Origin of the sequence: Streptomyces sp. NPDC021093, assembly GCF_044333135.1 — a bacterium.
Lineage (GTDB): Bacteria > Actinomycetota > Actinomycetes > Streptomycetales > Streptomycetaceae > Streptomyces.
Genome location: NZ_JBIRQJ010000006.1, coordinates 63,418 through 87,101, shown reverse-complemented (window position 1 = coordinate 87,101; position 23,684 = coordinate 63,418). Strand labels below are relative to the sequence as shown.

Genomic DNA, 23,684 nt, shown 5'->3' with positions numbered 1-23,684 from the left:
TTCCCACGTCATACCGTGGTTCGGAGCTTGATCTCATACCGTGGTACGACGCCTGCGCCCTTCCCCCGCGCCCTTCCCCCGCGCCCTTCCCCGCGTCCTTCCTTCGCGGCCCCCTACAGCTCCGCCAGCAGCTCGGCCTTCTTCGCGCGGAACTCGTCGTCCGTGACCAGCCCCGCCTGGTGCAGCTCCCCGAGGTGGCGGATCCGCTCCGCGATGTCCGCCGGGTCGCGCCGCCCCGCCCCCACCGCCGAGGCCGACACCCGGTCCCGGTCGGTGACCGCCGCGGGCACCGCGCTCCGTACCGCCGCCAGCACCGCGGCCGCGAACGGCAGCGACTCGTGCACCGGCCCGTACCCCAGCCCGAACACCACCGCCGCCGGATCCTGGTCCGCGGGCCCCGACGCCCGCTGCGCACCGCCGTCGGGCGCACCGTCGCGCCGCAGCAGCCGCAGATGCCCGTCGAAGACGTCGGGTGAACGCCACTCGACACCGCTCAGCGAACTCACCGGAAAGCTCTGGTCGCCGACCTTCCACTTCGCCGACGAGGCGCCCGTCCAGAACCACCGGAAGGTCACGTGGGCGCCGTCGAAGCCGGCCTTCCCGTCGTACGCCTTGAACTGCAGCGGCCCCTCGGGCGCCGCCACCAGGAACCGCTCCGCGGGCTCGACCGCACCGGCGGCCCCGGACGCCTCGCGCACCCGCTGCCGCAGCTCGTCCGCGTAGTACTCCGCGAGCACCTCGCGCTCCGCGGGCAGCACCAGCCGGTACGGGTCGCAGCCCTCCTTGAGCTGCCCCGCCGCGGCGTCCATCAGCGGATCCGCACCCGGTCTCGGCACCGCGTGCAGCACCACCGTGCCCCGCTTGCCCGGGGTCAGCGTCACGTCGGCCAGCGCCTCGTGCGGAATCCGCCGCTCACCGAGCGCGGAAAGCAGCTTTGGCGTACGTATCCCCCGTTCGAAGCGGATGAGCACGGAGTCGCTCTCGAACGCCCAGGTGGCATGAATTCCGGCCAGCACATCACCCATGCGGCTCATCGTATGCGGCACCCGCTCACACGTCGCCCCTCGAAGGCCATCCCGATTTCGGTACTTCTACGCGCGTCGGACACCTCAGACACCCCCATGGGACCCGCCGGAGCGGTCACCGTCGACCCCGTCCCGGCAGGTGTTTCCGCCGCTCGCGCAGCTCAGCCCCGCGTACGAGCCGACACCGATCCGGGCGAAATTGCCGATGCTGTCGGTGCCCGGCACGAAATATCCGGTGTGCCCGACGGCGTCCGCCGCCGACAGCACCCGGGCCCCGAACTCCGGCGACACCGGGTCGGCGCCGTGGCCGAGCCCGCCGACCTCCAGGTACGGCACGCCCTGGATCCAGTCGTCTGCGTCCCGCATCGCCCACACCCGGGCCCGGCCGCCCAGGTCCGCGGCGGAGTCCGCCCGCATGCCGGGGCTGCCCGCCACCGCGATGTCGGTGACCCGCTCGGGCAGCTCACGCGCCGCGATGCCGCAGACCACCGAGCCGTAGCTGTGGCAGAACAGCGTTATCGGTACGGACGAGGCGCCGGGCAGCGCCTTGGTCAGCGCGATCAGGCGGACCGCTCCCGCCCGCGCGGGCACCCCGACCATCGCGTCCATGCCGAGGCCGACCGGAGCGGTGTAGTCCGCCCAGGCGATGACGGCGACCCGGCGGCCCGGTGCGGTCTTGCGCTCCGCCTCGTACAGCGAGGACGCCATCCCGACGGGCGAGGAGTAGCGGCGGTAGGTCCGCTCGAAGTTCACGATGTTCGTGTCGACGCCCGGTACGACGACCGAGACGCGCTCGGCCCGCTGCAGGTCGCCGAAGACCTCGGCGACCCGTCCGCCGCCGTCCGGGTCGAACGACAGGATCTGCCGGTCGTCCCGCAGCAGTGCGGCGAACCGGTGCATCCGCCGGTCGGCGTCCTGCTTTCCGGCCCTGGAGAGCCGGACGTCGTGCATCCGTTTCTCCTCGACGGCCCGCGCCTGGGCCAGTGACCGCCGGTTGGCGGCGAACCGCAGAGGGACGGGAGCACCGTTGAGGTTGCCCACGACCTGCGGGTACTTGTGGATCAGGCGGCTCTGCTGGTCGGCCGAGAGCCCGCCGAAGAAGCGGGCCACCTGCTGTGGCGAGCCCTGTGGGTCGGGCAGTTCGCGGCCGTCGAACCGGCCGTGCTGCCAGGCGGCAAAAGCCTCCTTCAGGGACACGTCGTCGTCGCGCTGCTGGTGGAGGGCGGTCCAGCCGGTGATCGCGAGCATCACGAACACGACGGCCAGGGCAAGGAGTGCCCGCCACGCGGTCAAGGTGGGGGAGGAATCGAAGGAAGTCACTAACGGGACAGCCTAGGAGAACGACGGCGGCCCGTGTCTATTCCGTGACGGGTATCACGTTTCGATAAAGGTGTGGAGGTCAGGCTGTGGATGCGGCGGTGGTGCGCCCAGGACTGCCGGGCGCCGCGACCGGCCCCAGGGGCGCCCTGGCGGGCTCGGAACCCCGCCAGTTCCCGGCCAGCGCCGGGCCCAGGTGGTCCAGGCAGCGGGCCGTCATCTCCCGGATCGCCGCCAGGCTGGCGTCCTCCCGCTGACCCCACATCCGGCCGGTCAGCCGCATCACCCCGCCGAACGCGGCCACGATGATCCGCGGCCGGAGGTCCTCGTCCACGTCGAGCCCCTCCCGCTCGGCGATGAGCGCGGCGATCGCGTCCTCCAGCTCGGTGGAGCGCCGCAGATGCACCGCGAGGAGCGCCGGCGTCGACTCGATCATCTGGTACGTGCGCATGTGCAGCTCGATCGGCACGACGGCCTCGATCGCCTCGCCCAGGGAGTCCCATGCCCAGGTCACGGCGTTGTGCAGGGCGGTGAGCGGGTTCTCGTCTGCGGGCCGCTGGCGGATCGCCTCCAGGAAGCGGGCCTCCACCATCGACACGACGGTGAAGGCGACCTCCTCCTTGGACGCGAAGTAGCGGAAGAAGGTGCGCTGCGAGACCTCGACGGCGTCCGCGATCTCGTCGACGGTTGTCCGCTCGTACCCCTGCGAGGTGAACAGTTCGAGCGCGACGCGCAGCAGTGAGTCCCGGGTGCGCCGCTTCTTGCGCTCGCGCAGACCGCACACCCGCGGCCCGGTGGGGCCTGCCGCATTCCGCTGGTCCGCCATCGCCTCGGTCCCGTTTCTCTGATTTGCCCTGCTCAGCTTACCTGTGAGCTACCTGACAGTTACCGGCTTGTGAATTGGTTCGTCAACTGTCAGTGGCTGACACTAATCTGGGAATCATGACTGCACAGACCATGCTGGACAAGGTGCCGCCGGGCCCCGACCCCGTACCGCAACAGGCCAAGGGGCTTCGCGGCCACCCGTGGCTGACGCTCTTCTCCGTGGCCATCGGCGTGATGATGGTCGCCCTCGACGGCACGATCGTCGCCATCGCCAACCCCGCCATCCAGCACGACCTCAAGGCGTCGCTCGCCGACGTCCAGTGGATCACCAACGGCTATCTGCTCGCGCTCGCCGTCGCACTGATCACCGCGGGAAAGCTCGGTGACCGCTTCGGCCACCGGCAGACCTTCCTGATAGGCATCGCGGGCTTCGCCGCAGCCTCCGCCGCCATCGGCTTCTCCACGGAGATCGGCCTGGTCATCGCGTTCCGCGTGCTCCAGGGCCTGTTCGGCGCACTGCTCATGCCGGCCGCGCTCGGCCTGCTGCGCGCCACCTTCCCGGCCGAGAAGCTGAACATGGCGATCGGCATCTGGGGCATGGTCATCGGCGCCTCCACCGCGGGCGGCCCGATCGTCGGCGGCCTGCTCGTCGAGCACGTCTCCTGGCAGTCCGTCTTCTTCATCAACGTGCCGGTCGGCATCATCGCCCTGGTCTTCGGCCTGGTCGTGCTGCGCGACCACCGCGCCGAGAACGCGCCGCGGTCCTTCGACATCCCCGGCATCCTGCTGCTCTCGGGCGCGATGGGCGCACTCGTCTACGGACTCATCAAGGCCGGTGAGTCCTGGGGCTGGGGAGGCACCAACACCTGGCTGTGCGTGGGCGGTTCGGTCCTCCTGTTCGTGCTGTTCGCCGTCTGGGAGACCAAGGCCAAGGAGCCGCTGATTCCGCTGGCCATGTTCCGCTCCGTGCCGCTGTCGGCCGGTGTGGTCCTCATGGTGCTGATGGCGTTCGCGTTCATGGGCGGCCTCTTCTTCGTGACGTTCTACCTCCAGGGCGTGCACGGCCTGAGCCCGGTCGACAGCGGTCTGCACCTGCTGCCGCTGACCGGCATGATGATCGTCTCCTCGCCGGTCGCGGGCCTGCTGATCACCAAGTTCGGGCCGCGCGTGCCGCTGGTCGGCGGCATGGTGTGCACCGCGGTCGCGATGTTCGGCATGTCCCAGCTGGCCGTCGGTACGGGCACCCTGACCATGTCGCTGTGGTTCGCCCTGCTCGGTCTCGGCCTCGCGCCGGTCATGGTCGGCGCCACCGAGGTCATCGTCGGCAACGCCCCGCTGGAGCTGTCCGGTGTGGCCGGCGGCCTCCAGCAGGCCGGCATGCAGGTCGGCGGTGCGCTCGGCACGGCCGTCCTCGGCGCAGTGATGTCCTCGCGCGTCAACGCCGAGTTCGCGGGCAACTGGAAGGAAGCGGGCATTCCGACGCCGCCGTCGCCGCAGCTGGAGCAGGCGGCGGAGTTCGGCATCGTGCCGAGGGAACTGGCTCAGGCGCCGGGCATGACGCCGGACGCCTTCAAGGTCATTTCGGGCGTCATCCATGACACGTTCGTGTCGGGCATGGGCCTCGCCTTCTCGGTCGGCGGCGGAGTCGCCGTCGTCGCCGCCATCGTCGCCCTCTTCACCAAGCGCGGTGCGAACGCGGACGCGGCGGGCGGCGGAGTCCACATCTGACGCCCCGCGCACGTGCCGACCGCACGGCAGCGGCCGTCGACCGCACACGTCGACCGCACGACAACAGCCGTCAACCGCACGCGCGGAAGCGTCAATTCCGCGCCCGTACAGCCCCGCCGGGACGGTTCCGGCGGGGCTGTCGCCTATCCGGGTGATCCGCTGCGAGGCCCCTTCCACGCCATCGTTTCTGCAGGTCACAGTGCGTGCACTTGATCCGCACGAACCGGGGGGACCTCATGAAGCTGACCCGTACGCCCGCGCTGGCCGCCGCTCTCGCCGCCACCGCCCTGACCACCACCGCCCTGCTGCCGCAGACCGCCGCACCCGCGAGCGCCGCACCCGAGGCCGCCGCACCCGCGAGCGCCGCCCGCGCGGCCGTCCGGCTCGGCAGTTGCGCCGCGGGTGAGCTCTGCCTCTGGCAGAAGCCCGACTTCAAGGGCAGGCGGTACGCCCACGAACTGGCCGGCACCGACATCGAGTCCTGCGTCCCGCTGCCGCCCGGCACCGACGCGCAGGCCCTCGCCAACCGCACCGGCCGCCCGGTCACCGCGTACCAGTCGGCCGAGTGCGCCGAGACGGGCGAGTTCGACACCTATCCGGGCAGCGGCAGCTGGGTGCCCCAATCCCCCTACCGGGTGCGGGCGTTCAAGGTGTGGGAGAGCTGACGCCGGAACCGGGAACCTGCTGCGGAACAGCGGGCCGGCCCTCGGGGCTCAGCCGGCCGACCTCCGCCCTGAGCTCCCTGACCTCCACCATCAGTGCGTCGAGGAGCGCCGTCCGGCGGCGCTCCTCGACGTCGTCCCGCTCGAAGCGGGCGATGAACCAGGCCGCGATGTTCGCCGTCACCACACCGAGCAGCGCGATCCCGGACAGCATCAGGCCCACCGCGAGGAACCGGCCGAGCCCGGTGGTGGGGGAGTGGTCCCCGTACCCCACCGTGGTCATCGTGGTGAAGGACCACCACACCGCGTCACCCAGCGACTTGATGTTCCCGCCGGGCGCGTCCCGCTCGACCTCCAGTACGGCCAGCGAACCGAACATCAGCAGACCCACCACCGCACCGGCCACATAGGCGGTCAGCGTGATCTGCGACGCCATCCGCGCCCGCCGCCCCACGAGCAGCAGCGTCGACACCAGCCGCAGCAGCCGCAGCGGCCTGGCCAGCGGCAGCAGCACCGCGAGCAGGTCCAGCGGATGGCTCCGTACGAACAGCCACTTGGCCGGAGCCAGCGCCAGCCGCACCAGGTAGTCCAGTGCGAACGCGCCCCACACCACCCACTCGGTCCACGCGCACGCCCGGTGCACCCCACGGGCGGCGTCCGGGGCCACGATCGGCACGGCGTAGGCGACGGCGAAGGCGAGCGCGAGCACCAACAGGGGATTCTGGGTGCGCCGCTCCCACCGGACCTGGGCGGTCTGTTGCTTCATGCCCGGCATCGTAAGACGCGTGAAGGCGGTGGGAGCCCGAGGGTTCCCACCGCCTTCACCGGAGACCGGACAGCGTTACGCGTCGCCGCCCGCGGCACCCGGGTCGGCCGCCGTCACGTCGAGCAGCTTGTAGCGGTCCACCGCCTGCTTCAGCGCGCTGCGGTCGATCTTCCCCGCCTTGGCCAGCTCGGAGAGCGTCGCCAGGACGATCGACTGCGCGTCGATGTGGAAGAAGCGACGGGCCGCACCGCGCGTGTCCGCGAAGCCGAAGCCGTCCGCACCGAGCGAGGTGTACGCACCCGGCACCCAGCGCGAGATCTGGTCCGGAACCGAACGCATCCAGTCGGAGACCGCCACGAACGGTCCCTCGGCGCCGTCGAGCTTCTGCGTCACGTACGGCACGCGGATCTCTTCCTCGGGGTGCAGGAGGTTGTGCTCCTCGCACTCCACGGCCTCGCGCCGCAGCTCGTTCCAGGACGTCGCGGACCAGATGTCGGCCTTGACGTTCCACTCGTCGGCGAGGATCTGCTGGGCCTCGACCGCCCACGGCACGGCCACGCCGGACGCCATGAGCTGGGCCGGGATGGAGCCCTCTTCGCCGCTCTTGTAGCGGTAGATGCCCTTGAGGATGCCCTCGGCGTCGACGTTCTCCGGCTCGGCCGGGTGCTGGATCGGCTCGTTGTAGACGGTCAGGTAGTAGAAGACGTCCTCGGCGTTCTCGCCGTACATCCTCTTCAGACCGTCCTGCACGATGTGCGCGATCTCGTACCCGAAGGCCGGGTCGTACGAGACGCAGCCCGGGTTCGTCGAGGCGAGCAGCTGCGAGTGGCCGTCCGCGTGCTGGAGGCCCTCACCGGTCAGCGTCGTACGACCGGCGGTCGCGCCCAGTACGAAGCCGCGCGAAAGCTGATCGGCCATCTGCCAGAACTGGTCACCGGTGCGCTGGAAACCGAACATCGAGTAGAAGACGTACACCGGGATCAGCGGCTCGCCGTGCGTGGCGTACGCCGAGCCCGCGGCGATCAGCGAGGCCGTGCAGCCCGCCTCGGAGATGCCGTCGTGCAGCATCTGACCGGTCGGCGACTCCTTGTACGCGAGCAGCAGTTCGCGGTCCACGGACTCGTACTGCTGGCCGAGCGGGTTGTAGATCTTTGCGCTCGGGAAGAACGCGTCCATGCCGAAGGTGCGGTACTCGTCGGGCGCGATCAGCACGAAACGCTTGCCGATCTCCTTGTCCCGCATGAGGTCCTTCAGGACACGTACGAACGCCATGGTCGTGGCGATCGACTGCTGGCCCGAGCCCTTCTTCGCAGCCGCGTACGTCTTGTCCTCGGGCAGTGCCAGCGGCTTGGCGCGTACGACGCGCGAAGGCACGTAACCGCCCAGGCTCTTGCGGCGGTCGTGCATGTACTGGATCTCTTCCGAGTCCCGGCCCGGGTGGTAGTACGGCGGCGCGCCGTCCTCCAGCTCCTTGTCGGCGATCGGGATGTGCAGCCGGTCGCGGAAGCGCTTCAGGTCGTCCGCGGTCAGCTTCTTCATCTGGTGCGTGGCGTTGCGGCCCTCGAAGTTCGGTCCGAGCGTCCAGCCCTTGACCGTCTGTGCGAGGATCACGGTCGGCTGGCCCTTGTGCGCCTTGGCCGCCGCGTACGCCGCGTACACCTTCTTGTGGTCGTGGCCGCCGCGCCCCAGGTGCAGGATCTGCTCGTCCGACATGTCCTTGACCATGTCGCGCAGCCGCTGGTCGTCACCGAAGAAGTGGTCGCGGATGTACGCGCCGGTCTCGGTGGCGTACGTCTGGAACTGGCCGTCCGGGGTCGTGTTGAGCTTGTTGACCAGGATGCCGGTGCGGTCCTGCGCGAGCAGCGGGTCCCAGGAACGGTCCCAGACCAGCTTGATGACGTTCCAGCCGGCGCCGCGGAACTGCGACTCCAGCTCCTGGATGACCTTGCCGTTGCCGCGCACCGGGCCGTCGAGGCGCTGCAGATTGCAGTTGACGACGAAGGTCAGGTTGTCGAGGCCCTCGCGGGCGGCGATGGAGAGCTGGCCGAGCGACTCGGGCTCGTCCATCTCGCCGTCGCCGAGGTAGGCCCAGACGTGCGACTTGGAGGTGTCGGCGATGCCGCGCGCCTCCATGTAGCGGTTCATGCGGGCCTGGTAGATCGCACCGAGGGGGCCGAGACCCATCGAGACGGTCGGGAACTCCCAGAAGTCCGGCATCAGCCGCGGGTGCGGGTACGAGGAGAGGCCGTTGGGGAACTTCGACTTCTCCTGGCGGAACGCGTCGAGGTTCTGCTCCGTCAGCCGGTCCAGCAGGAACGCGCGGGCGTAGATGCCGGGGGAGGCGTGCCCCTGGAAGAAGATCTGGTCGCCGCCGTCGCCCTCGTCCTTGCCGCGGAAGAAGTGGTTGAAGCCCACGTCGTACAGCGAGGCGGAGGAGGCGAAGGTGGCGATGTGGCCGCCGACGCCGATGCCGGGACGCTGGGCCCGGGAGACCATCACGGCCGCGTTCCAGCGGGTCGCGTTGAGGACCTTGCGCTCGATCTCCTCGTCGCCCGGGAAGAACGGCTCGTCCTTGGTGGCGATCGTGTTGACGTAGTCCGTGCTGCGCATCTCGGGCACGGCCACGCGCTTCTCGCGGGCGCGCTCGATCAGACGGAGCATCAGGTAGCGGGCGCGCTCGCGGCCCCGCTCGTCGACGGCCGCGTCAAGCGAGTCGAGCCATTCCTGGGTCTCCTCGGGATCGAAATCCGGGACCTGGCTCGGCAGGCCGCCAATGATGATCGGGTTGCGATCGGATCCGGAAGCCACGCTGTTCCTTCACTGGTAGGGAAGTGACCGCACACGTGCGGGTCCGTCACCGAGGTGTCGCCCACCGCGTATGCAGCTGTCTGGAGGTCTCTTTCTGGGGGGTTCGCGCCACAGCCATCGTGTACCCAGGGGACGCAAACGTCATCTCTACTGAGCGGTAACCAGGGGGGAGCCGCCGCCGCGGACCGACCGCCCGGCCGGCGCCGCAGTGCGGCCCCGGCCAAATCGCAACCTTACGCCCAACCCGTTCATGCGTTCCGTAAGGCCGTTCGTTCCCGATTGGCGCACCGAAGGTGCAGAACATGGCAAAGCGGCTCGAATGGTGTGGGATGAATCACTGCGCGGGCTCCAGGAGGCGTCAGGAGTTGCGGCGGGGGCGCCCCATCCGTCACCGTTTCGGCGGTCTCGACGGCCGGGTACTTGCGCGATCGGTCCCGTCCGTGTGGACTACGGCCAATGCCGCGCACGCGCGCGGCTCAGGCACATTGCTGAAAAAGCACTTCCCGAAAAAAGATCAGGAGGCAAACCGTGAGCGCGACCGCGGACCACGCGGAGGAGCGGACCAACCTTGCCGCGAGGCTGGGTTTCCAGCCCGAGCAGGTGGTCCAGGAGATCGGCTTCGACGACGATGTCGATCAGGAGCTCCGCGAAGCCATCGAGGAGATCATCGGCGGCGAACTCGTCGACGAGGACTACGACGACGTGGCTGATGCCGTCGTCCTGTGGTTCAGGGACGAGGACGGCGACCTGACGGACGCGTTGGTGGACGTCATCGGGCTCGTCGAGGACGGTGGCACCGTCTGGCTGATGACTCCGAAGACCGGCCGTGACGGCTATGTCGAACCGAGCGACATCAACGAAGCCGCGACCACCGCCGGTCTCTCGCAGACCAAGAGCCTCAGCGCGGCCAAGGACTGGACGGGCAGCCGTCTGGTCTCCCCCAAGGCGGCGAAGCCCGGCAAGCGCTAACGGCCGGAGACACCCCATCACGCAGTACGCGAGGACCCCCGCCGACCCAGGTCGGCGGGGGTCCTTTGCGTACGCTGGCACCACCCGAACAGCCCAACGAAGGGAAGCGCATCCCCATGGCGACCGACACGGCGATCGAGGCGGGCACCGAGGCCCCGGACTTCGTACTCAAGGACAACCACGGCCGCACCGTGCGCCTGTCCGACTTCCGGGGCGAGAAGAACGTCGTGCTCCTCTTCTACCCCTTCGCCTTCACCGGCGTCTGCACCGGCGAGCTGTGCGCCCTGCGCGACGAGCTCCCGAAGTTCCAGAACGACGACGTGCAGCTCCTCGCGGTCTCCAGCGACTCCATGCACACCCTGCGCGTCTTCGGCGAGCAGGAGGGTCTGGAGTACCCGCTGCTGTCCGACTTCTGGCCGCACGGCAACGTCTCGCGCGCGTACGGCGTCTTCGACGAGGAGAAGGGCTGCGCGGTGCGCGGCACCTTCATCATCGACAAGGAGGGCACGGTCCGCTGGACCGTCGTCAACGGCCTGCCCGACGCTCGTGACCTGAACGACTACGTCAAGGCCCTCGACACGCTCTGATCCGCACGGGAGCCTTGGGTGCCGGAATCCCGGACCCTGTCCGGAGACCTGAGGAATTCGGGACTTAAGTCCTGCCGTGCCGGGAACCGGTCACTAGGATCAAACCGTTGATCCGATGCCAGCTGTACTACGGGGGCAGGGCTTCTCCTGAGCCCCTCGACATTTTGGAGGACTCGTGGGAGTCAGCCTCAGCAAGGGCGGAAACGTCTCGCTGTCCAAGGCCGCCCCGAACCTGACGGCGGTCATCGTCGGTCTGGGCTGGGACGCGCGCACCACCACCGGTGGCGACTTCGACCTCGACGCCAGCGCCCTGCTGACGAACGACGCGGGCAAGGTCGCCAACGACTCGAACTTCGTCTTCTTCAACAACCTCAAGAGCCCCGACGGCTCCGTCGAGCACACCGGTGACAACCTCACCGGTGAGGGCGAGGGCGACGACGAGGTCATCAAGGTGAACCTGGCCGGTGTCCCGGCCGATGTCGCCAAGATCGTCTTCCCGGTCTCGATCTACGAGGCCGAGTCCCGCCAGCAGAGCTTCGGCCAGGTCCGCAACGCGTACATCCGCGTCGTGAACCAGGCGGACGGCAACGAGCTCGCCCGCTACGACCTCAGCGAGGACGCCTCGACGGAGACCGCCATGGTCTTCGGCGAGCTCTACCGCAACGGCGCGGAGTGGAAGTTCCGTGCCATCGGCCAGGGCTACGCCTCGGGCCTGCGCGGCATCGCGCAGGACTTCGGCGTCAACGTCTGAGCGCATGAGCGTCTGAGCGTCCGAGCCAGGCACACACCGCATTCCGTCCGGCGCCGCACTCTTCACGTGCGGCGCCGGACGCGCCTACGAAGAAGTTTCACCGCGGGGAGGAAGAAAAGATCATGGGCGTCACGCTCGCCAAGGGAGGCAATGTCTCCCTCTCCAAGGCCGCTCCGAACCTCACCCAGGTACTCGTCGGGCTCGGCTGGGACGCACGTTCCACCACCGGGGCCGACTTCGACCTGGACGCCAGCGCACTGCTCTGCAAGGACGGCCGGGTGCTCGGCGACGAGTACTTCATCTTCTACAACAACCTCACCAGCCCCGAGGGCTCCGTAGAGCACACGGGTGACAACCTCACGGGTGAGGGCGACGGCGACGACGAGTCGCTGCTCATCGACCTCTCCAGGGTGCCGACCACCGTGGACAAGATCATCTTTCCGGTCTCGATCCATGACGCCGACAACCGCGGCCAGACGTTCGGCCAGGTCAGCAATGCCTTCATCCGCGTCGTGAATCAGGCGGACGGCCAGGAGCTCGCCCGTTACGACCTCAGTGAGGACGCCTCCAGCGAGACCGCGATGATCTTCGGCGAGGTCTACCGGTACGGCGGAGAGTGGAAGTTCCGCGCAGTTGGGCAGGGGTACGCGTCCGGGCTGCGGGGCATCGCTCTAGACTTCGGGGTCAACGTTTCGTAAAGCCCCGCCCTCGGCGGGGGAGAGTCGTACTCAACGATGGGGTAGCCAGTGGTTCTGAAAACCTTCGGCTGGTCGTTCGCGGTTACCGCGCTCGGCCTGGTCGCGGCGGTTCTCTACGGGGGGTGGACCGGCTTCGGAATCGTGGCGATCCTGTCCATCCTGGAGATCTCGCTGTCCTTCGACAACGCGGTGGTCAACGCCGGGATCCTCAAGAAGATGAGTGCCTTCTGGCAGAAGATCTTCTTGACGGTCGGCATTCTGATCGCCGTGTTCGGCATGCGCCTCGTCTTCCCCGTCGTCATCGTTGCCGTCAGTGCCAAGATCGGTCCGATCGAGGCCGTCGACCTGGCGATGACCGACAAGGACATGTACAAGCAGCTGGTGACCGACGCCCACCCGTCGATCGCCGCCTTCGGTGGCATGTTCCTGATGATGATCTTCCTCGACTTCATCTTCGAGGACCGTGACATCAAGTGGCTCGCCTGGCTGGAGCGCCCGCTGGCCAAGCTCGGCAAGGTCGACATGCTGTCGGTCTGCATCGCCCTGATCGTCCTGCTGATCACCTCGATGACCTTCGCGGTCAACGCCCACCAGCACGGTGGCACGCACGTCAACAAGGCCGAGACCGTACTGATCTCGGGCGTCGCCGGCCTGATCACGTATCTGATCGTGGGCGGCCTCTCCGGCTTCTTCGAGAACAAGCTGGAGGAGGACGAGGAGCGCGAGCACGAGGCCGAGGAAGAGGCCAGGCGCACCGGCAAGAAGAACACCGGCATGGCCATCGCGGGCAAGGCCGCGTTCTTCCTGTTCCTCTACCTTGAGGTCCTGGACGCGTCGTTCTCCTTCGACGGCGTCATCGGCGCCTTCGCCGTCACCAACGACATCGTCCTGATGGCGCTGGGCCTGGGCATCGGCGCGATGTACGTACGTTCGCTGACGGTCTACCTGGTCCGCCAGGGCACCCTGGACGACTACGTCTACCTGGAGCACGGCGCGCACTACGCGATCGGCGCCCTGTCCGTCATCCTGCTCGTGACCATCCAGTACGAGATCCACGAGGTCATCACCGGCGGCGTCGGCGTCCTCCTGATCGCCTGGTCCTTCTGGTCCTCGGTCCGCCGCAACAAGCGGATCGCGGCGGAAGAGGGCGGAGCGGATTTTAAGAAACAGGACGAAGTCTCCTCCGGGGTGTGACCCGGACGGGATTGAGGAACGCTCTCAACGGGGCGGCCACACGGCACACTTGCCGCGGTGGCCGCCCCGTTGGGCTGTGACCGGGCGGCGGGGAAGACAGTGGTGGGGGTGGGGGCGATGGACTTCTGGGACAGGATCCGGGAGAAGCTGGACGGCTGGCGGGACAACTCCGCGCAGTTCGACTCGGGAAGTGCCGCGACCAACTCCATCGAGCTGACCAAACGCCATCCGGTGGTCTCGCTCAGCAAGCAGGGCGCCGACACCGGCAGCCTGCGGGTGAACCTCTCCTGGCGGATGCGCACCTCCGACATCGGCGGCCGGCAGAAGCACAGCGGCGGCTTCCTGAGCCGCTCCTTCAAGTTCTTCCAGCCGGAGACGGTCCAGGCGCACACCCAGGGCGTCGTCAACGTCGACCTGGACCTCGGCTGCCTGTACGAGCTGAGCGACGGCGCCAAGGGCGTCGTACAGCCCCTGGGCGGCTTCTTCGGCGACATGAACGGCCCGCCGTACGTGAAGCTCAGCGGCGACGACCGGTTCGGCGCCCCCTCCGGCGAGACGATATTCATCAACCTCGACCACCGGGAAGAGATCAAGCGGCTGCTGGTCTTCGTCTACATCTACGACCAGACCCCGGCCTTCGACCGCACCCACGCCGTCGTCACGCTCTACCCGAGCAACGGCCCGCGCATCGAGATCGCACTCGACGAGCGCGCCCCGCAGGCCCGCTCCTGCGCCGTCTTCACCATCGAGAACACCAAGGACGGCCTGGTCGTGCGCCGCGAGGTGAAGTTCGTCTACGGATTCCAGGCCGAGCTCGACCGGCTGTACGGCTGGGGACTCCAGTGGGGCCGGGGCTACAAGACCAAGGCCTGAGCAGCGGGACCCGGGGGCCGGAAACCCCCGGAGGGCGGAAGCCTCCGGGGAGCCGGAAACCTCCGGATTGCCGGAGACCCACGGAGCGCCGGAGACCCACGGAGTGCCGGCCCCCGGCGGGGGAGTTCCCTGGTTCAGCCGCGGATGAACTGGGGGCCCTGCGGGGGCAGCCGGAAGTTCGGGTCCGGGGCGTGCGCCGCCGCCGCGGCCGGCTGCGGGTATCCGTACGCGGGCTGGGTGGACGCGGACTGGGGGTATCCGTACGCCGGCTGGGCCTGCGGCTGTGGCGGGGCCGGGTGCGGGTAGCCGTACGCGGGCCGGGCCGGGGGCGCGGACGGAGGCGTGGCCGGGGGTGTGGCCGGCGGTGTGGTCGGGGACGCCGTCGGGGGCACGGCCTGGGTGGCGGGCTCCGGCGACCGCGGGGGCACCGCGGCGGGCGGTGCGGCGGGCGGTGCGCCCTCGGCCGCCTCGCTCTCGTCCACGGAGATGCCGAACTGGGTGGCCAGACCGATCAGACCGGTCGGATAGCCCTGTCCCACCGCCCGGAACTTCCAGCCCTCGCCGCGCCGGTAGACCTCGCCGCAGATGATCGCGGTCTCCTCGCCCGTGTCCGGCCGCACGTCGAACACGGCGAGCGGCTCGCCCCCGGCGACGGTCGCGTTGTACAGCAGGATCCGCAGGTCGCGCACGTCCTGGCAGGTGGCGCCCTCGGCGATGGCCTCGTCGTCGAGGGAGGCGGCGATCACGATGCGGTCGACGGAGGCGTCGAGCGAGGAGAGGTCCGCCACAACGGTGTCGGTGAGACCCTCCGGGACCCGCTTCATGGAGAGCTTGCGCACCAGGCCCGAGGGGTGCCTGACCTGGTTGTAGAAGACGAAGTCCTCGTCGGAGCGCACCAGCCCGTCCGCCCCGACCAGCAGGGCCGACGCGTCCACGTCGGGGATGCCGGGGCCGGGGGTCCACCGGAGCACGGCCCGTACGGCCGTGGCATCGAGGGGTACGTTCGCGCCCTTCAGCATCGCGTGCGTCATGCCGGTCATCCTGCCTCCCCGAGGGCGGGACGGACAACGTGGGGGTCATGTCCCGTACGGTCGAGGGGAGGGCCGGTGCAGGGCCCCGGCCTGCGGGTTACCTGGAATTCACGCAGCGGGGGAACTTCGGACACCCACCCCTACGTACTATTACCGGCCACATGTCCGACGTTCCACGCTCCAGCTCGGGGGTACTCACATGCGTCATTTCGGGCATATCTCTGCCGGGATACGAAGTGATCTGTTCCACCGCGAGCCGGTGGTCTTCGACGCGGACGCCCCGGCCGGGATGCTCTCGGCCGCGCTCGGCGCCACGCTCTACAGCCCGGCGACCCGGCCCCGGCTGGCCGACGACGTGCTCAAGCAGGTGCGGCGCGGAGTGGTCTCCATGGTGCTCTGCCTGGAGGATTCGATAGACGACGCCGAGGTCGAGGGCGCCGAGGAGAACCTGGTCCGCCAGCTCACCGACCTCGCCGGACGCGGCCGGGACGTCCCGCTCCTGTTCGTCCGGGTGCGCGAGCCGGGGCAGATACCCGACCTGGTGGACCGGCTCGGCGACGCCGCACGGCTGTTGTCCGGATTCGTACTTCCGAAGTTCACCGAAGAGCGTGGTGTCCCCTTCCTGGAGTCGCTCACGGCCGCCGAGGCGGCGAGCGGGCGGCGGCTGTTCGCGATGCCCGTCCTGGAGTCGCCGGAGCTGCTCCACCTGGAGACCCGGGCCGAAACCCTGCGGGGCATCTCCCGCACCGTCGACAAGTACCGCGACCGGGTCCTCGCCCTGCGGCTCGGCGTCACCGACTTCTGCTCGGCGTACGGGCTGCGCCGGGCGCCCGACATGACGGCCTACGACGTCCAGATCGTCGCCGGGGTCATCGGGGACGTGGTGAACGTCCTGGGCCGGTCCGACGGCACCGGCTTCACCATCACGGGCCCGGTGTGGGAGTACTTCCGCGTCCAGGAGCGCATGTTCAAGCCGCAGCTGCGCCGCAGCCCCTTCCTGGAGAGCCGGGCTGAGGAGCTGCGCACCGCGCTCATCGAGCACGACATGGACGGACTGCTGCGCGAGATCGGCCTCGACCGTGCCAACGGACTGCTCGGCAAGACCTGCATCCACCCCTCGCACGTGCTGCCCGTGCACGCTCTGTCGGTGGTGAGCCACGAGGAGTACAGCGACGCCCGGGACATCCTGCGGCCCGAGCGCGGCGGCGGAGGCGTGTTGCGCTCGGCGTACACGAACAAGATGAACGAGGTGAAGCCGCACCGCGCCTGGGCGGAGCGCACACTGCAGCGCGCCGAGGCGTTCGGAGTGGCCCGCGAGGACATCGGCTTCGTGGAACTGCTGACGGCCGGGCTCACGGGACCCGTGGACTGAACTGTGACGAGGGCAGCGAACGAGGCGAATGCGGTGAACGCGGTGAGGGTGGCGGGTGCGGCGGATGCGGCCAGGAGCGGGGCGAGGGTGACGAACGCGGCGGGTGCAGAGGGTGCGGCGGGCGCAGAGGGCGCAGAGGGCGCAGCGAGTGCAGCGAGTGCAAGGCAAGGAAGAGAAGTGACGAACGACGTGGTCCGGTCCGGCAGTGACGACGTGGTGTGGTCCGGAAGCTGGGTCGCGGAGCGGCTGGGGGTGCAGCTCGTCGGCGGTGGCGCGGGGATGCCTGTCGGTCATGAGGGTTCGGCCGGTGGTGGCGCGGGGGTGTCCGTCGGTCGTGAGGGTTCGGCCGGTGGTGGCCTGGGGGTGTCCGGCGGTGGTGAGGGTGTGGCCGGTGGTGGCCTGGGTGCAGCCGGTGGTGGCGAGGGGGCGGCTCGTGGTGAGTCGCTGAGCGATCTGCTGGGGCTTGCGCTGCGGCGCAACCCCAAGCGGGCCCACCTTCTCGTCTCGAACGTGCTCGGCAAGCACGTCCCGCAGAAGCCGTCGCTGGTGTACGGCGCCGGAGTCGCCCTGGGCCGGGAGGTCCGCGCGCTCCTGGGCGACCGGGACGCCGCGCGTGCGGTGGTGCTCGGCTACGCGGAGACCGCGACCGGGCTCGGGCACTCCGTCGCCGACGGCCTCGCCCTCGCCCCGTACCTCCACTCCACCCGGCGTCCTGTCGCCGGAGTCGCGACCGCGGGCGGCTTCGAGGAGGCCCACTCGCACGCCACCTCCCACCTGCTCCTCCCCGAGAACCCCGAACTCCTCGCGGGGGACGGCCCGCTGGTCCTCGTCGACGACGAATTCTCCACCGGGAACACGGTCCTCAACACGATCCGTGACCTGCACGCCCGCCACCCGCGCGAGCGGTACGTCGTCGTCGCCCTGGTCGACATGCGCTCGCCCGAGGACCAGGGCCGGCTGGCGGAGTTCGCCGCCGAGATCGGCGCCCGCGTCGACCTGATCGCCCGCGCCCGCGGCACCGTGCACCTGCCCGACGGGGTGCTGGAGAAGGGGCAGCTGCTCGTCGCGGAAGAGGAGTCGAAGCAGCGGACGCAGCCGGTGCCCGAGCGGCACGGTGCGGATCCGGGAACGGACCTCGCCCTGGACCAGACGCCGGACCCGGACCCGGACCCGGCGTCGGACCCGGACCCGGCGTCGGCGTCGGCGTCGGAAGTCGTACGTCTGGAACTCGGCTGGCCCCCGGAGATACCCGACGGCGGACGGCACGGTTTCGTCCCCGCGCACCGGGCCTCGCTGGAGGCCGCGCTGCCGGACATGGCCGCCCGCATCACCGACGGGCTGGCCGGCCTCGGCCCCGGTGCCCGCGTACTCGTCCTCGGCTTCGAGGAGTTGATGTACGCGCCGCTGCGGCTCGGCCAGGTCCTGGAGGAGTCCGGCGTCGACGTCCGCTACTCCACCACGACCCGCTCGCCGGTCCTCGCCGTCGACGACCCCGGTTACGCGATACGCACCCGGCTCGTCTTCCCCGCCCACGACACCCCCGCCGACGGACCGGGCGAGCGCTACGCCTACAACGTCGCGGGCGCCGGATTCGACGCCGTCGTCGCCGTGGTCGACTCGATCGCCGACACCCCCGAACTGCACGCCCCCGACGGCCTGTTGGCGTCCCTCCGCGCCCACACCGGCCGCGTCCTGCTGGCAGTGGTCCCCTCGTACACACCCCCGCCCCCCTCGCCGGCACAGGAGCAGTACATGCCCCAACCCCTCCGCGGCCCCGCCTTCTCCTCGTACGCACCCGAGGACGTCGGCTGGCTCCTCCAGGACCTCTCCGACGTGACTCTGGAAGCGCCCACGGAGGAACGCGAGGAAGCGATCCAGGCGGGCGGCGCACACTACGCGGAGTCGCTGCCGGTCGAGTACCAGCCGACGCCGGAGTACCAACAGCTGTTCCGTACGGCACTCGACGAGTCCGCGACGCGGATCGCGCAGGCCGTCGGCACCGTCACCGAGACGGTCCTCGCCGAGCGGTCCCCGCGCCCGGTCCTGGTCTCGCTCGCCCGCGCAGGCACCCCCGTCGGCGTCCTGATGCGACGCTGGGCGCAGTACCGGCACGGCCTCGACCTGCCGCACTACGCGGTGTCCATCGTCCGGGGCCGCGGCATCGACGCCAACGCGCTGCGCTGGCTCGCCGCCCACCACGACCCGGCCGACGTCGTCTTCGTCGACGGCTGGACCGGCAAGGGTGCCATCACCCGTGAACTCGCCGACGCCCTCGCCGATTTCCACGCGGCGGAAGGCATCGAGGACACCCTGCGCGGCTTCGACCCGGAGATCGCCGTCCTGGCCGACCCCGGCTCCTGTGTCCGCACCTACGGCACCCGCGAGGACTTCCTCATCCCCTCCGCCTGCCTCAACTCCACGGTTTCCGGCCTGATTTCGCGCACGGTGCTGCGCGCCGACCTGGTCGGCCCCGACGACTTCCACGGCGGGAAGTTCTACCGCGAACTCGCGGACACCGACGTCTCCACTCTCTTCCTCGACACGGTCGCCGCCCGCTTCGACGAGGTCGCCGAGAAGGTGACGGAAGAGGTCAAGGCCCTCCAGGGCCAGGACCGCACCCCCACCTGGGAAGGCTGGGCCGCTGTCGAGCGGATCAGCGAGGAGTACGGCATCCACGACGTCAACCTGGTCAAGCCCGGCGTCGGCGAGACCACCCGCGTGCTCCTGCGCCGGGTCCCCTGGAAGATCCTCGCCCGCCGGGGTGCGGGCGCCGACCTCGGCCACGTCCGCCTGCTGGCCGAGCAGCGCGGCGTACCGGTCGAGGAGGTCGACGACCTCCCGTACACCTGTGTCGGGCTGATCCATCCGCGCTTCACCCGGGGCGCGACGGGCGCCGACGGCAAGGCGGTGGACACCAAGTGAGTACGTCACCGGACACCACCCCCAGCGCCGCTCCCGGAGCTGCCACCCGCACTGCCCCCAGCACTGCCGCCAGTACTGCTCCCGACGTCGCCCCCGTGTCGGGCGCTGCCCCCGTCCTGGTCGCCAGCGACCTCGACCGGACCCTCATCTACTCGTCCGCCGCACTCGGGCTGCGGATGCCCGACGCGCAGGCGCCGCGCCTGCTGTGCGTCGAGGTGTACGAGGGCAAGCCACTCTCGTACGTCACCGAAACCGCGGCGGGGCTGCTGGAAGCGCTCGCGTCGGACGACCCCCGCACGCTCTTCGTGCCCACCACGACCCGCACCCGGGAGCAGTACCACCGCATCCATCTCCCGGGCCCAGCACCGCGGTTCGCGATCTGCGCCAACGGCGGACACCTCCTCGTCGACGGTGTGTCCGACCCCGACTGGCAGGACCGGGTCGCCCGCCGGCTCAGCGAAGAGTGCGCTCCGCTCGCCGAGGTCCGGGCCCACCTGGCCGACGCCGCCGACCCCGCCTGGCTGCTGAAGGACCGGGTCGCCGAGGACCTCTTCGCCTACCTGGTCGTCGAGCGCACCCTGCTCCCGGAGGGCTGGGTCAAGGAACTCGCCGAATGGGCCGGGCCGCTCGGCTGGACCGTCTCCCTCCAGGGCCGCAAGATCTACGTGGTCCCCGCCCCGCTGACCAAGAGCGCCGCCGTCCGCGAGGTGGCCCGCCGCACCGGCGCCGCACTCACCCTCGCCGCCGGGGACTCGCTCCTCGACGCGGACCTGCTGCAGGCCGCCGACCGGGGCTGGCGTCCCGGCCACGGCGAACTCGCCGACGCGGGGTGGCACGCCCCGCACATCACCGCTCTTCCGGAGAGCGGCATCGCGGCCGGCGAGGAGATCCTTCGCCAGTTCATCCGCGCGTCCGCCGCGGGCCCGCATGCTGGGCCTGCTTCCGGGCGCCCTTGCCCTTCTTCTTCTTGAGCACCCGCATCCCCACGAAGGCCACGACCGCGAGACCTGCCACGACCAGCACCACCTTCGAGTACACCGAGACATAACCCGTCACCTCCTCCCAGTTGTCGCCCAGCAGATATCCGGCAAGAACGAACAGGGTGTTCCACACCGCGCTGCCGAGCGTGGTGAGCCCCAGGAACACGGGTATCGACATCCGCTCGATGCCCGCCGGCACGGATATGAGGCTGCGGAAGATCGGGATCATCCGTCCGAACAGCACTGCCTTCGCCCCGTGCTTGGCGAACCACGCCTCGGTCCGCTCGATGTCCGAGACCTTCACCAGCGGCAGCTTCGCGGCTATCGCCACCGTCCGGTCGCGGCCGAGGAGCGCACCCACCCCGTACAGGGCGAGTGCGCCGACCACCGAGCCGGCCGTCGTCCACAACAGGGCGGCCCACAGGCTCATTTGTCCCGTGCCCGCCGCGAACCCGGCCAGCGGCAGGATCACTTCGCTCGGGAGCGGCGGGAAGAGGTTCTCCAGGGCGATGGCCAGGCCCGCGCCGGGCGCCCCCATGGTCTCCATGAGGCTGTTGATCCACTGAGGTGCTGCGCTGCTTTCGATCATGCGTTCCACGCTACGGACCGGGGCCTGAAGGCACACTGAAGAAAACCGTTGGACCGGCAGCGGGACACCGCAGGAAAAGACTGCGGTTTCCCGCAATGTGCGGACGGACCCGGCCGGGCTACGTTCTGATCATGAAAGCGTTGGTGCGACGTGGAGTGAGGATCGCGGCGGGGCTGGCACTGGGTGCCTGCACGGCGCTCGTCGAGCTGCTCCTCGCCCTGGTCTCCGCAGTGGCTCTGCTGCTCGTCCTGGCCTGGCCGCGAGCACGGCGTGCGGTGCTGCGTCCGGTGTTCGCCGCGGCGGTGCGGCTGGCCACTGTGGAGCGCAGGCGCCTCGCGGTCCTCCTCGACATCCATGTCTCCCCGGCGTACGACGGCGGCCGCGCCCTGCGCTACGTCGCCGTCCGCTGGCTGCCGGGACTGCTGGGCGCGGTGGTCCTGGCGTACGGGGTGGTGGGCGCCGGTTTCGGTACCTTCTTCGCGTACGGCTGGCTCATCGAGGACATCGACAACCCGCTCACGGTCGCCTTCTCCAGTGCCGCCGGGCTCCTCCTCTTCTTCCTCTCCGCCCAGGGAATCTTCGGACTCGCCCTGCTCGAAAGGAAACTGGCCCAGCACTTCCTCGGCCCCAGCCCGTCCGAAGTCCTGGAGAACCGCATCCTCGAACTGGCCGCCAGCCGCGCCGGGGTGGTGGAAGCCGTGCAGGACGAGCGCCGCCGCATCGAGCGCGACCTGCACGACGGCGTCCAGCAGCGGCTGGTCGCGCTGGGCATGCTGATCGGCCGTGCCCGCCGCAGCCAGGACCCCGCGCACGCCCGTCACCTGCTGCTGCAGGCGCACGAGGAGAGCCAGCGGGCCCTGACCGAGCTGCGGGAGGTGGCCTGGCGGGTGCACCCGACCGTGCTCGACGAGGCGGGCTTCCGCGCCGCGGTGGAGACCGTCGTCGAGCGCTGCCCGATGCCGGTCGTGGTGCACTACGGGGACTTCAACACCGAACCGGCGCGCGCCCCTTCGACCGTCGCGTACTTCGTGGTCGCCGAGTCCGTCACCAATGCCGTCAAGCACTCCGGCGCGAGCCGCCTCTACCTCGAACTCGACTGGCGCGACGGCATTCTGCGCGTCAGCATCGAGGACGACGGCGCGGGCGGCGCCGATCCGGCCGGCGGCGGGCTGACCGGGCTCAGTCGCCGGGTCGCAGCGCTCGACGGCAGTCTCCGGGTCGACAGTCCGCCCGGCGGGCCCACCACCATCACCGCGGAGATCCCATGCGCGTAATCCTGGCCGAGGACTCGACCCTGCTGCGGGAGGGGCTGGTACGGCTGCTCGTGGAGGAGGGGCACGAGGTACTGGCCGCCGTCGCCGACGCAGAGGCGCTGCTAGCCGAGGTCGAGAAGGCCCCGCCGGACGTGGTGGTCGCCGACGTCCGGATGCCGCCCACCCACACCGACGAGGGGCTGCGCGCCGTACTGGACATCCGCAGCCGGCGGCCCGAGGTCGGGGTGCTGGTCCTCTCCCAGTACGTCGAGAAGCGGTACGCCACCGAACTGCTCACGGACGACTCGGGAGGCGTCGGCTACCTCCTGAAGGACCGGGTCGTTCAAGTCGACGAATTCCTCGACGCGTTGGAGCGCGTCGGGTCCGGCCAGGCGGCCTTCGACCAGGAAGTCGTCCGACAGTTGCTGCGGCGCTCCAACGGCACCGACCCGCTGTCCCGGCTGACGGACCGGGAGCGCGAGGTGCTCGCCGAAATGGCCCAGGGGCACACCAACCCGTCGGTCGCCAAGCGGCTGCACATCTCGCTGAGCGCCGTCGAGAAACACGCCAACGCGATCTTCGACAAGCTCGGGCTGAACGGGAGCAGCGGTTACAGTCGCCGCGTTCTGGCCGTACTCAGGTATTTGGGGAGCAGCGCATGAGCAAGGGCAACAGCACGAGGCTGACCGATGAGTTGTACACCTATGTCCTCGACCACAATCCGCCGGTGGACGCGGTGCAGCGCAAGCTGATCGCGACGACGTGGGAACGCTTCCCGGACTCCGCGCGCATGCAGTCGGCCGAGGAGCAGGGGCCGTTGCTGGCCTTCCTGGTGCGGCTGACCGGGGCCCGGCACATCGTCGAGGTCGGCACCTTCACCGGGTTCTCCGCACTGTCGATGGCGCAGGCGCTGCCCGAGGGCGGCCGGTTGATCGCCTGCGACGTGTCGGAGGAGTGGACGGCGTACGGGCGTGAGGCGTGGGCCGAGGCGGGGGTCGCGGACCGGATCGACCTGCGGATCGCACCCGCGCTGGACACGCTGCGGGCGATGCCGGCCGAGGAGCACATCGACCTTGCGTACCTGGACGCGGACAAGGGGAACTACATCGCGTACTGGGAGGAGTTGGTGCCGAGGATGAGGCGGGGCGGGGTCATTGTGAGCGACAACGTGCTGTTCCACGGGGAGGTCGTGGATCCCGGGGCGACGGGGAGCGCGGCTGCGATCAAGGAATTCAACGTGCACGTGGCGGGCGACGGGCGGATGGAGAGCGTGATGCTGCCGATTTCGGACGGCATCACGCTTTCTCGTAAGCGCTGAATGGTCCTGGCTGAAG

21 protein-coding genes are annotated in these 23,684 nt (G+C 69.9%); 14 read left to right on the top strand and 7 right to left on the bottom strand.

The annotated features are described in order from the left end of the window. Positions 1-113: 113 nt before the first annotated feature. From ACH4SP_RS19465 to ACH4SP_RS19455, 3 genes are all read right to left on the bottom strand, one after another. Positions 114-1,025, bottom strand: a complete 912-nt coding sequence (locus ACH4SP_RS19465; protein WP_398416508.1) for a DUF4429 domain-containing protein — start codon at positions 1,023-1,025, stop codon at positions 114-116. A gap of 84 nt (positions 1,026-1,109) precedes the next feature. Continuing rightward, positions 1,110-2,345 (bottom strand): alpha/beta hydrolase, encoded by a 1,236-nt coding sequence (locus ACH4SP_RS19460; RefSeq protein ID WP_398416506.1) that lies wholly within the window; start codon positions 2,343-2,345, stop codon positions 1,110-1,112. Positions 2,346-2,424: 79 nt separating this feature from the next. Beyond that, on the bottom strand, positions 2,425-3,168 hold the full coding sequence (locus ACH4SP_RS19455) for a TetR family transcriptional regulator (RefSeq protein ID WP_398416504.1): 744 nt from the start codon (positions 3,166-3,168) through the stop codon (positions 2,425-2,427). Between the two features lie 131 nt (positions 3,169-3,299). Here ACH4SP_RS19455 and ACH4SP_RS19450 point away from each other — a divergent pair, with 131 nt between their 5' ends. Together ACH4SP_RS19450 and ACH4SP_RS19445 are read left to right on the top strand one after the other, a co-directional pair. Beyond that, complete coding sequence (locus tag ACH4SP_RS19450) at positions 3,300-4,895, top strand: MFS transporter (RefSeq protein WP_398417189.1); 1,596 nt, start codon at positions 3,300-3,302, stop codon at positions 4,893-4,895. A gap of 236 nt (positions 4,896-5,131) precedes the next feature. After that, the gene (locus ACH4SP_RS19445) at positions 5,132-5,560 is read left to right on the top strand and encodes a peptidase inhibitor family I36 protein (protein ID WP_398417188.1); all 429 of its coding nucleotides are present in this window, start codon (positions 5,132-5,134) and stop codon (positions 5,558-5,560) included. Here ACH4SP_RS19445 and ACH4SP_RS19440 read toward each other — a convergent pair. Continuing rightward, positions 5,541-6,323: a potassium channel family protein gene (locus ACH4SP_RS19440; RefSeq protein ID WP_398416501.1), complete on the bottom strand. Its 783-nt coding sequence runs from the start codon at positions 6,321-6,323 to the stop codon at positions 5,541-5,543. The two genes, ACH4SP_RS19445 and ACH4SP_RS19440, sit on opposite strands and share 20 nt — an antisense overlap. A gap of 75 nt (positions 6,324-6,398) precedes the next feature. Further along, positions 6,399-9,131 (bottom strand): pyruvate dehydrogenase (acetyl-transferring), homodimeric type, encoded by a 2,733-nt coding sequence (gene aceE / locus ACH4SP_RS19435; RefSeq protein WP_398416500.1) that lies wholly within the window; start codon positions 9,129-9,131, stop codon positions 6,399-6,401. A gap of 528 nt (positions 9,132-9,659) precedes the next feature. Here aceE and ACH4SP_RS19430 point away from each other — a divergent pair. The 6 genes from ACH4SP_RS19430 to ACH4SP_RS19405 all read left to right on the top strand — a co-directional run bounded on the left by ACH4SP_RS19430 (position 9,660) and on the right by ACH4SP_RS19405 (position 14,203). Continuing rightward, complete coding sequence (locus tag ACH4SP_RS19430) at positions 9,660-10,100, top strand: DUF3052 domain-containing protein (protein ID WP_398416498.1); 441 nt, start codon at positions 9,660-9,662, stop codon at positions 10,098-10,100. A gap of 116 nt (positions 10,101-10,216) precedes the next feature. Continuing rightward, positions 10,217-10,687: a peroxiredoxin gene (locus tag ACH4SP_RS19425; RefSeq protein ID WP_398416496.1), complete on the top strand. Its 471-nt coding sequence runs from the start codon at positions 10,217-10,219 to the stop codon at positions 10,685-10,687. A gap of 175 nt (positions 10,688-10,862) precedes the next feature. Continuing rightward, the gene (locus ACH4SP_RS19420) at positions 10,863-11,438 is read left to right on the top strand and encodes a TerD family protein (protein ID WP_185026139.1); all 576 of its coding nucleotides are present in this window, start codon (positions 10,863-10,865) and stop codon (positions 11,436-11,438) included. Between the two features lie 122 nt (positions 11,439-11,560). Next, positions 11,561-12,136: a TerD family protein gene (locus tag ACH4SP_RS19415; protein ID WP_398416493.1), complete on the top strand. Its 576-nt coding sequence runs from the start codon at positions 11,561-11,563 to the stop codon at positions 12,134-12,136. 48 nt (positions 12,137-12,184) lie between these two features. Then, entirely contained in the window at positions 12,185-13,330 is a 1,146-nt protein-coding gene (locus ACH4SP_RS19410; RefSeq protein WP_398416491.1) for a DUF475 domain-containing protein, read from the top strand. 117 nt (positions 13,331-13,447) lie between these two features. Next, a complete protein-coding gene (locus ACH4SP_RS19405) occupies positions 13,448-14,203 on the top strand; it encodes a Tellurium resistance (protein ID WP_398417187.1) in 756 nt (251 codons plus the stop codon). A gap of 134 nt (positions 14,204-14,337) precedes the next feature. On the opposite strand, the gene ACH4SP_RS19400 is transcribed toward ACH4SP_RS19405, so the two are convergent. Continuing rightward, complete coding sequence (locus ACH4SP_RS19400; RefSeq protein WP_398417186.1) at positions 14,338-15,234, bottom strand: TerD family protein; 897 nt, start codon at positions 15,232-15,234, stop codon at positions 14,338-14,340. Positions 15,235-15,433: 199 nt separating this feature from the next. Between ACH4SP_RS19400 and ACH4SP_RS19395 the strand changes: the two genes are divergently transcribed. The 3 genes from ACH4SP_RS19395 to ACH4SP_RS19385 all read left to right on the top strand — a co-directional run bounded on the left by ACH4SP_RS19395 (position 15,434) and on the right by ACH4SP_RS19385 (position 20,499). Continuing rightward, the gene (locus tag ACH4SP_RS19395; RefSeq protein WP_398416489.1) at positions 15,434-16,606 is read left to right on the top strand and encodes an HpcH/HpaI aldolase/citrate lyase family protein; all 1,173 of its coding nucleotides are present in this window, start codon (positions 15,434-15,436) and stop codon (positions 16,604-16,606) included. Positions 16,607-16,783: 177 nt separating this feature from the next. Next, complete coding sequence (locus ACH4SP_RS19390) at positions 16,784-19,528, top strand: phosphoribosyltransferase (RefSeq protein WP_398416487.1); 2,745 nt, start codon at positions 16,784-16,786, stop codon at positions 19,526-19,528. Between the two features lie 176 nt (positions 19,529-19,704). Further along, positions 19,705-20,499, top strand: a complete 795-nt coding sequence (locus ACH4SP_RS19385) for an HAD family hydrolase (RefSeq protein ID WP_398417185.1) — start codon at positions 19,705-19,707, stop codon at positions 20,497-20,499. Here the strand turns inward: ACH4SP_RS19385 and ACH4SP_RS19380 are convergent. Continuing rightward, positions 20,429-21,097 (bottom strand): DedA family protein, encoded by a 669-nt coding sequence (locus ACH4SP_RS19380; protein WP_398416485.1) that lies wholly within the window; start codon positions 21,095-21,097, stop codon positions 20,429-20,431. The genes ACH4SP_RS19385 and ACH4SP_RS19380 overlap by 71 nt on opposite strands. 131 nt (positions 21,098-21,228) lie before the next feature. On the opposite strand from ACH4SP_RS19380, the gene ACH4SP_RS19375 reads away from it, so the two are divergent. The 3 genes from ACH4SP_RS19375 to ACH4SP_RS19365 are packed head-to-tail and all read left to right on the top strand — an operon-like array spanning position 21,229 to position 23,668. Continuing rightward, positions 21,229-22,371, top strand: coding sequence for a histidine kinase (locus tag ACH4SP_RS19375; protein ID WP_398416483.1), 1,143 nt, complete (start codon positions 21,229-21,231; stop codon positions 22,369-22,371). Beyond that, positions 22,362-23,012, top strand: coding sequence for a response regulator (locus tag ACH4SP_RS19370; RefSeq protein ID WP_398416481.1), 651 nt, complete (start codon positions 22,362-22,364; stop codon positions 23,010-23,012). The genes ACH4SP_RS19375 and ACH4SP_RS19370 overlap by 10 nt, the downstream gene beginning before the upstream one ends. Continuing rightward, a complete protein-coding gene (locus ACH4SP_RS19365; RefSeq protein ID WP_398416478.1) occupies positions 23,009-23,668 on the top strand; it encodes an O-methyltransferase in 660 nt (219 codons plus the stop codon). The genes ACH4SP_RS19370 and ACH4SP_RS19365 overlap by 4 nt, the downstream gene beginning before the upstream one ends. The last annotated feature ends 16 nt before the right edge of the window (positions 23,669-23,684 follow it).

Coding starts and splice junctions, on each gene's coding strand:
- ACH4SP_RS19465 (WP_398416508.1), bottom strand. CDS start 1,025: ATGGGTGATGTGCTGGCCGGAATTCATGCCACCTGGGCGTTCGAGAGC.
- ACH4SP_RS19455 (WP_398416504.1), bottom strand. CDS start 3,168: ATGGCGGACCAGCGGAATGCGGCAGGCCCCACCGGGCCGCGGGTGTGC.
- ACH4SP_RS19450 (WP_398417189.1), top strand. CDS start 3,300: ATGCTGGACAAGGTGCCGCCGGGCCCCGACCCCGTACCGCAACAGGCC.
- ACH4SP_RS19445 (WP_398417188.1), top strand. CDS start 5,132: ATGAAGCTGACCCGTACGCCCGCGCTGGCCGCCGCTCTCGCCGCCACC.
- ACH4SP_RS19440 (WP_398416501.1), bottom strand. CDS start 6,323: ATGAAGCAACAGACCGCCCAGGTCCGGTGGGAGCGGCGCACCCAGAAT.
- ACH4SP_RS19425 (WP_398416496.1), top strand. CDS start 10,217: ATGGCGACCGACACGGCGATCGAGGCGGGCACCGAGGCCCCGGACTTC.
- ACH4SP_RS19415 (WP_398416493.1), top strand. CDS start 11,561: ATGGGCGTCACGCTCGCCAAGGGAGGCAATGTCTCCCTCTCCAAGGCC.
- ACH4SP_RS19405 (WP_398417187.1), top strand. CDS start 13,448: ATGGACTTCTGGGACAGGATCCGGGAGAAGCTGGACGGCTGGCGGGAC.
- ACH4SP_RS19400 (WP_398417186.1), bottom strand. CDS start 15,234: ATGACGCACGCGATGCTGAAGGGCGCGAACGTACCCCTCGATGCCACG.
- ACH4SP_RS19395 (WP_398416489.1), top strand. CDS start 15,434: ATGCGTCATTTCGGGCATATCTCTGCCGGGATACGAAGTGATCTGTTC.
- ACH4SP_RS19385 (WP_398417185.1), top strand. CDS start 19,705: ATGCCCGACGCGCAGGCGCCGCGCCTGCTGTGCGTCGAGGTGTACGAG.
- ACH4SP_RS19380 (WP_398416485.1), bottom strand. CDS start 21,097: ATGATCGAAAGCAGCGCAGCACCTCAGTGGATCAACAGCCTCATGGAG.
- ACH4SP_RS19375 (WP_398416483.1), top strand. CDS start 21,229: ATGAAAGCGTTGGTGCGACGTGGAGTGAGGATCGCGGCGGGGCTGGCA.
- ACH4SP_RS19370 (WP_398416481.1), top strand. CDS start 22,362: ATGCGCGTAATCCTGGCCGAGGACTCGACCCTGCTGCGGGAGGGGCTG.
- ACH4SP_RS19365 (WP_398416478.1), top strand. CDS start 23,009: ATGAGCAAGGGCAACAGCACGAGGCTGACCGATGAGTTGTACACCTAT.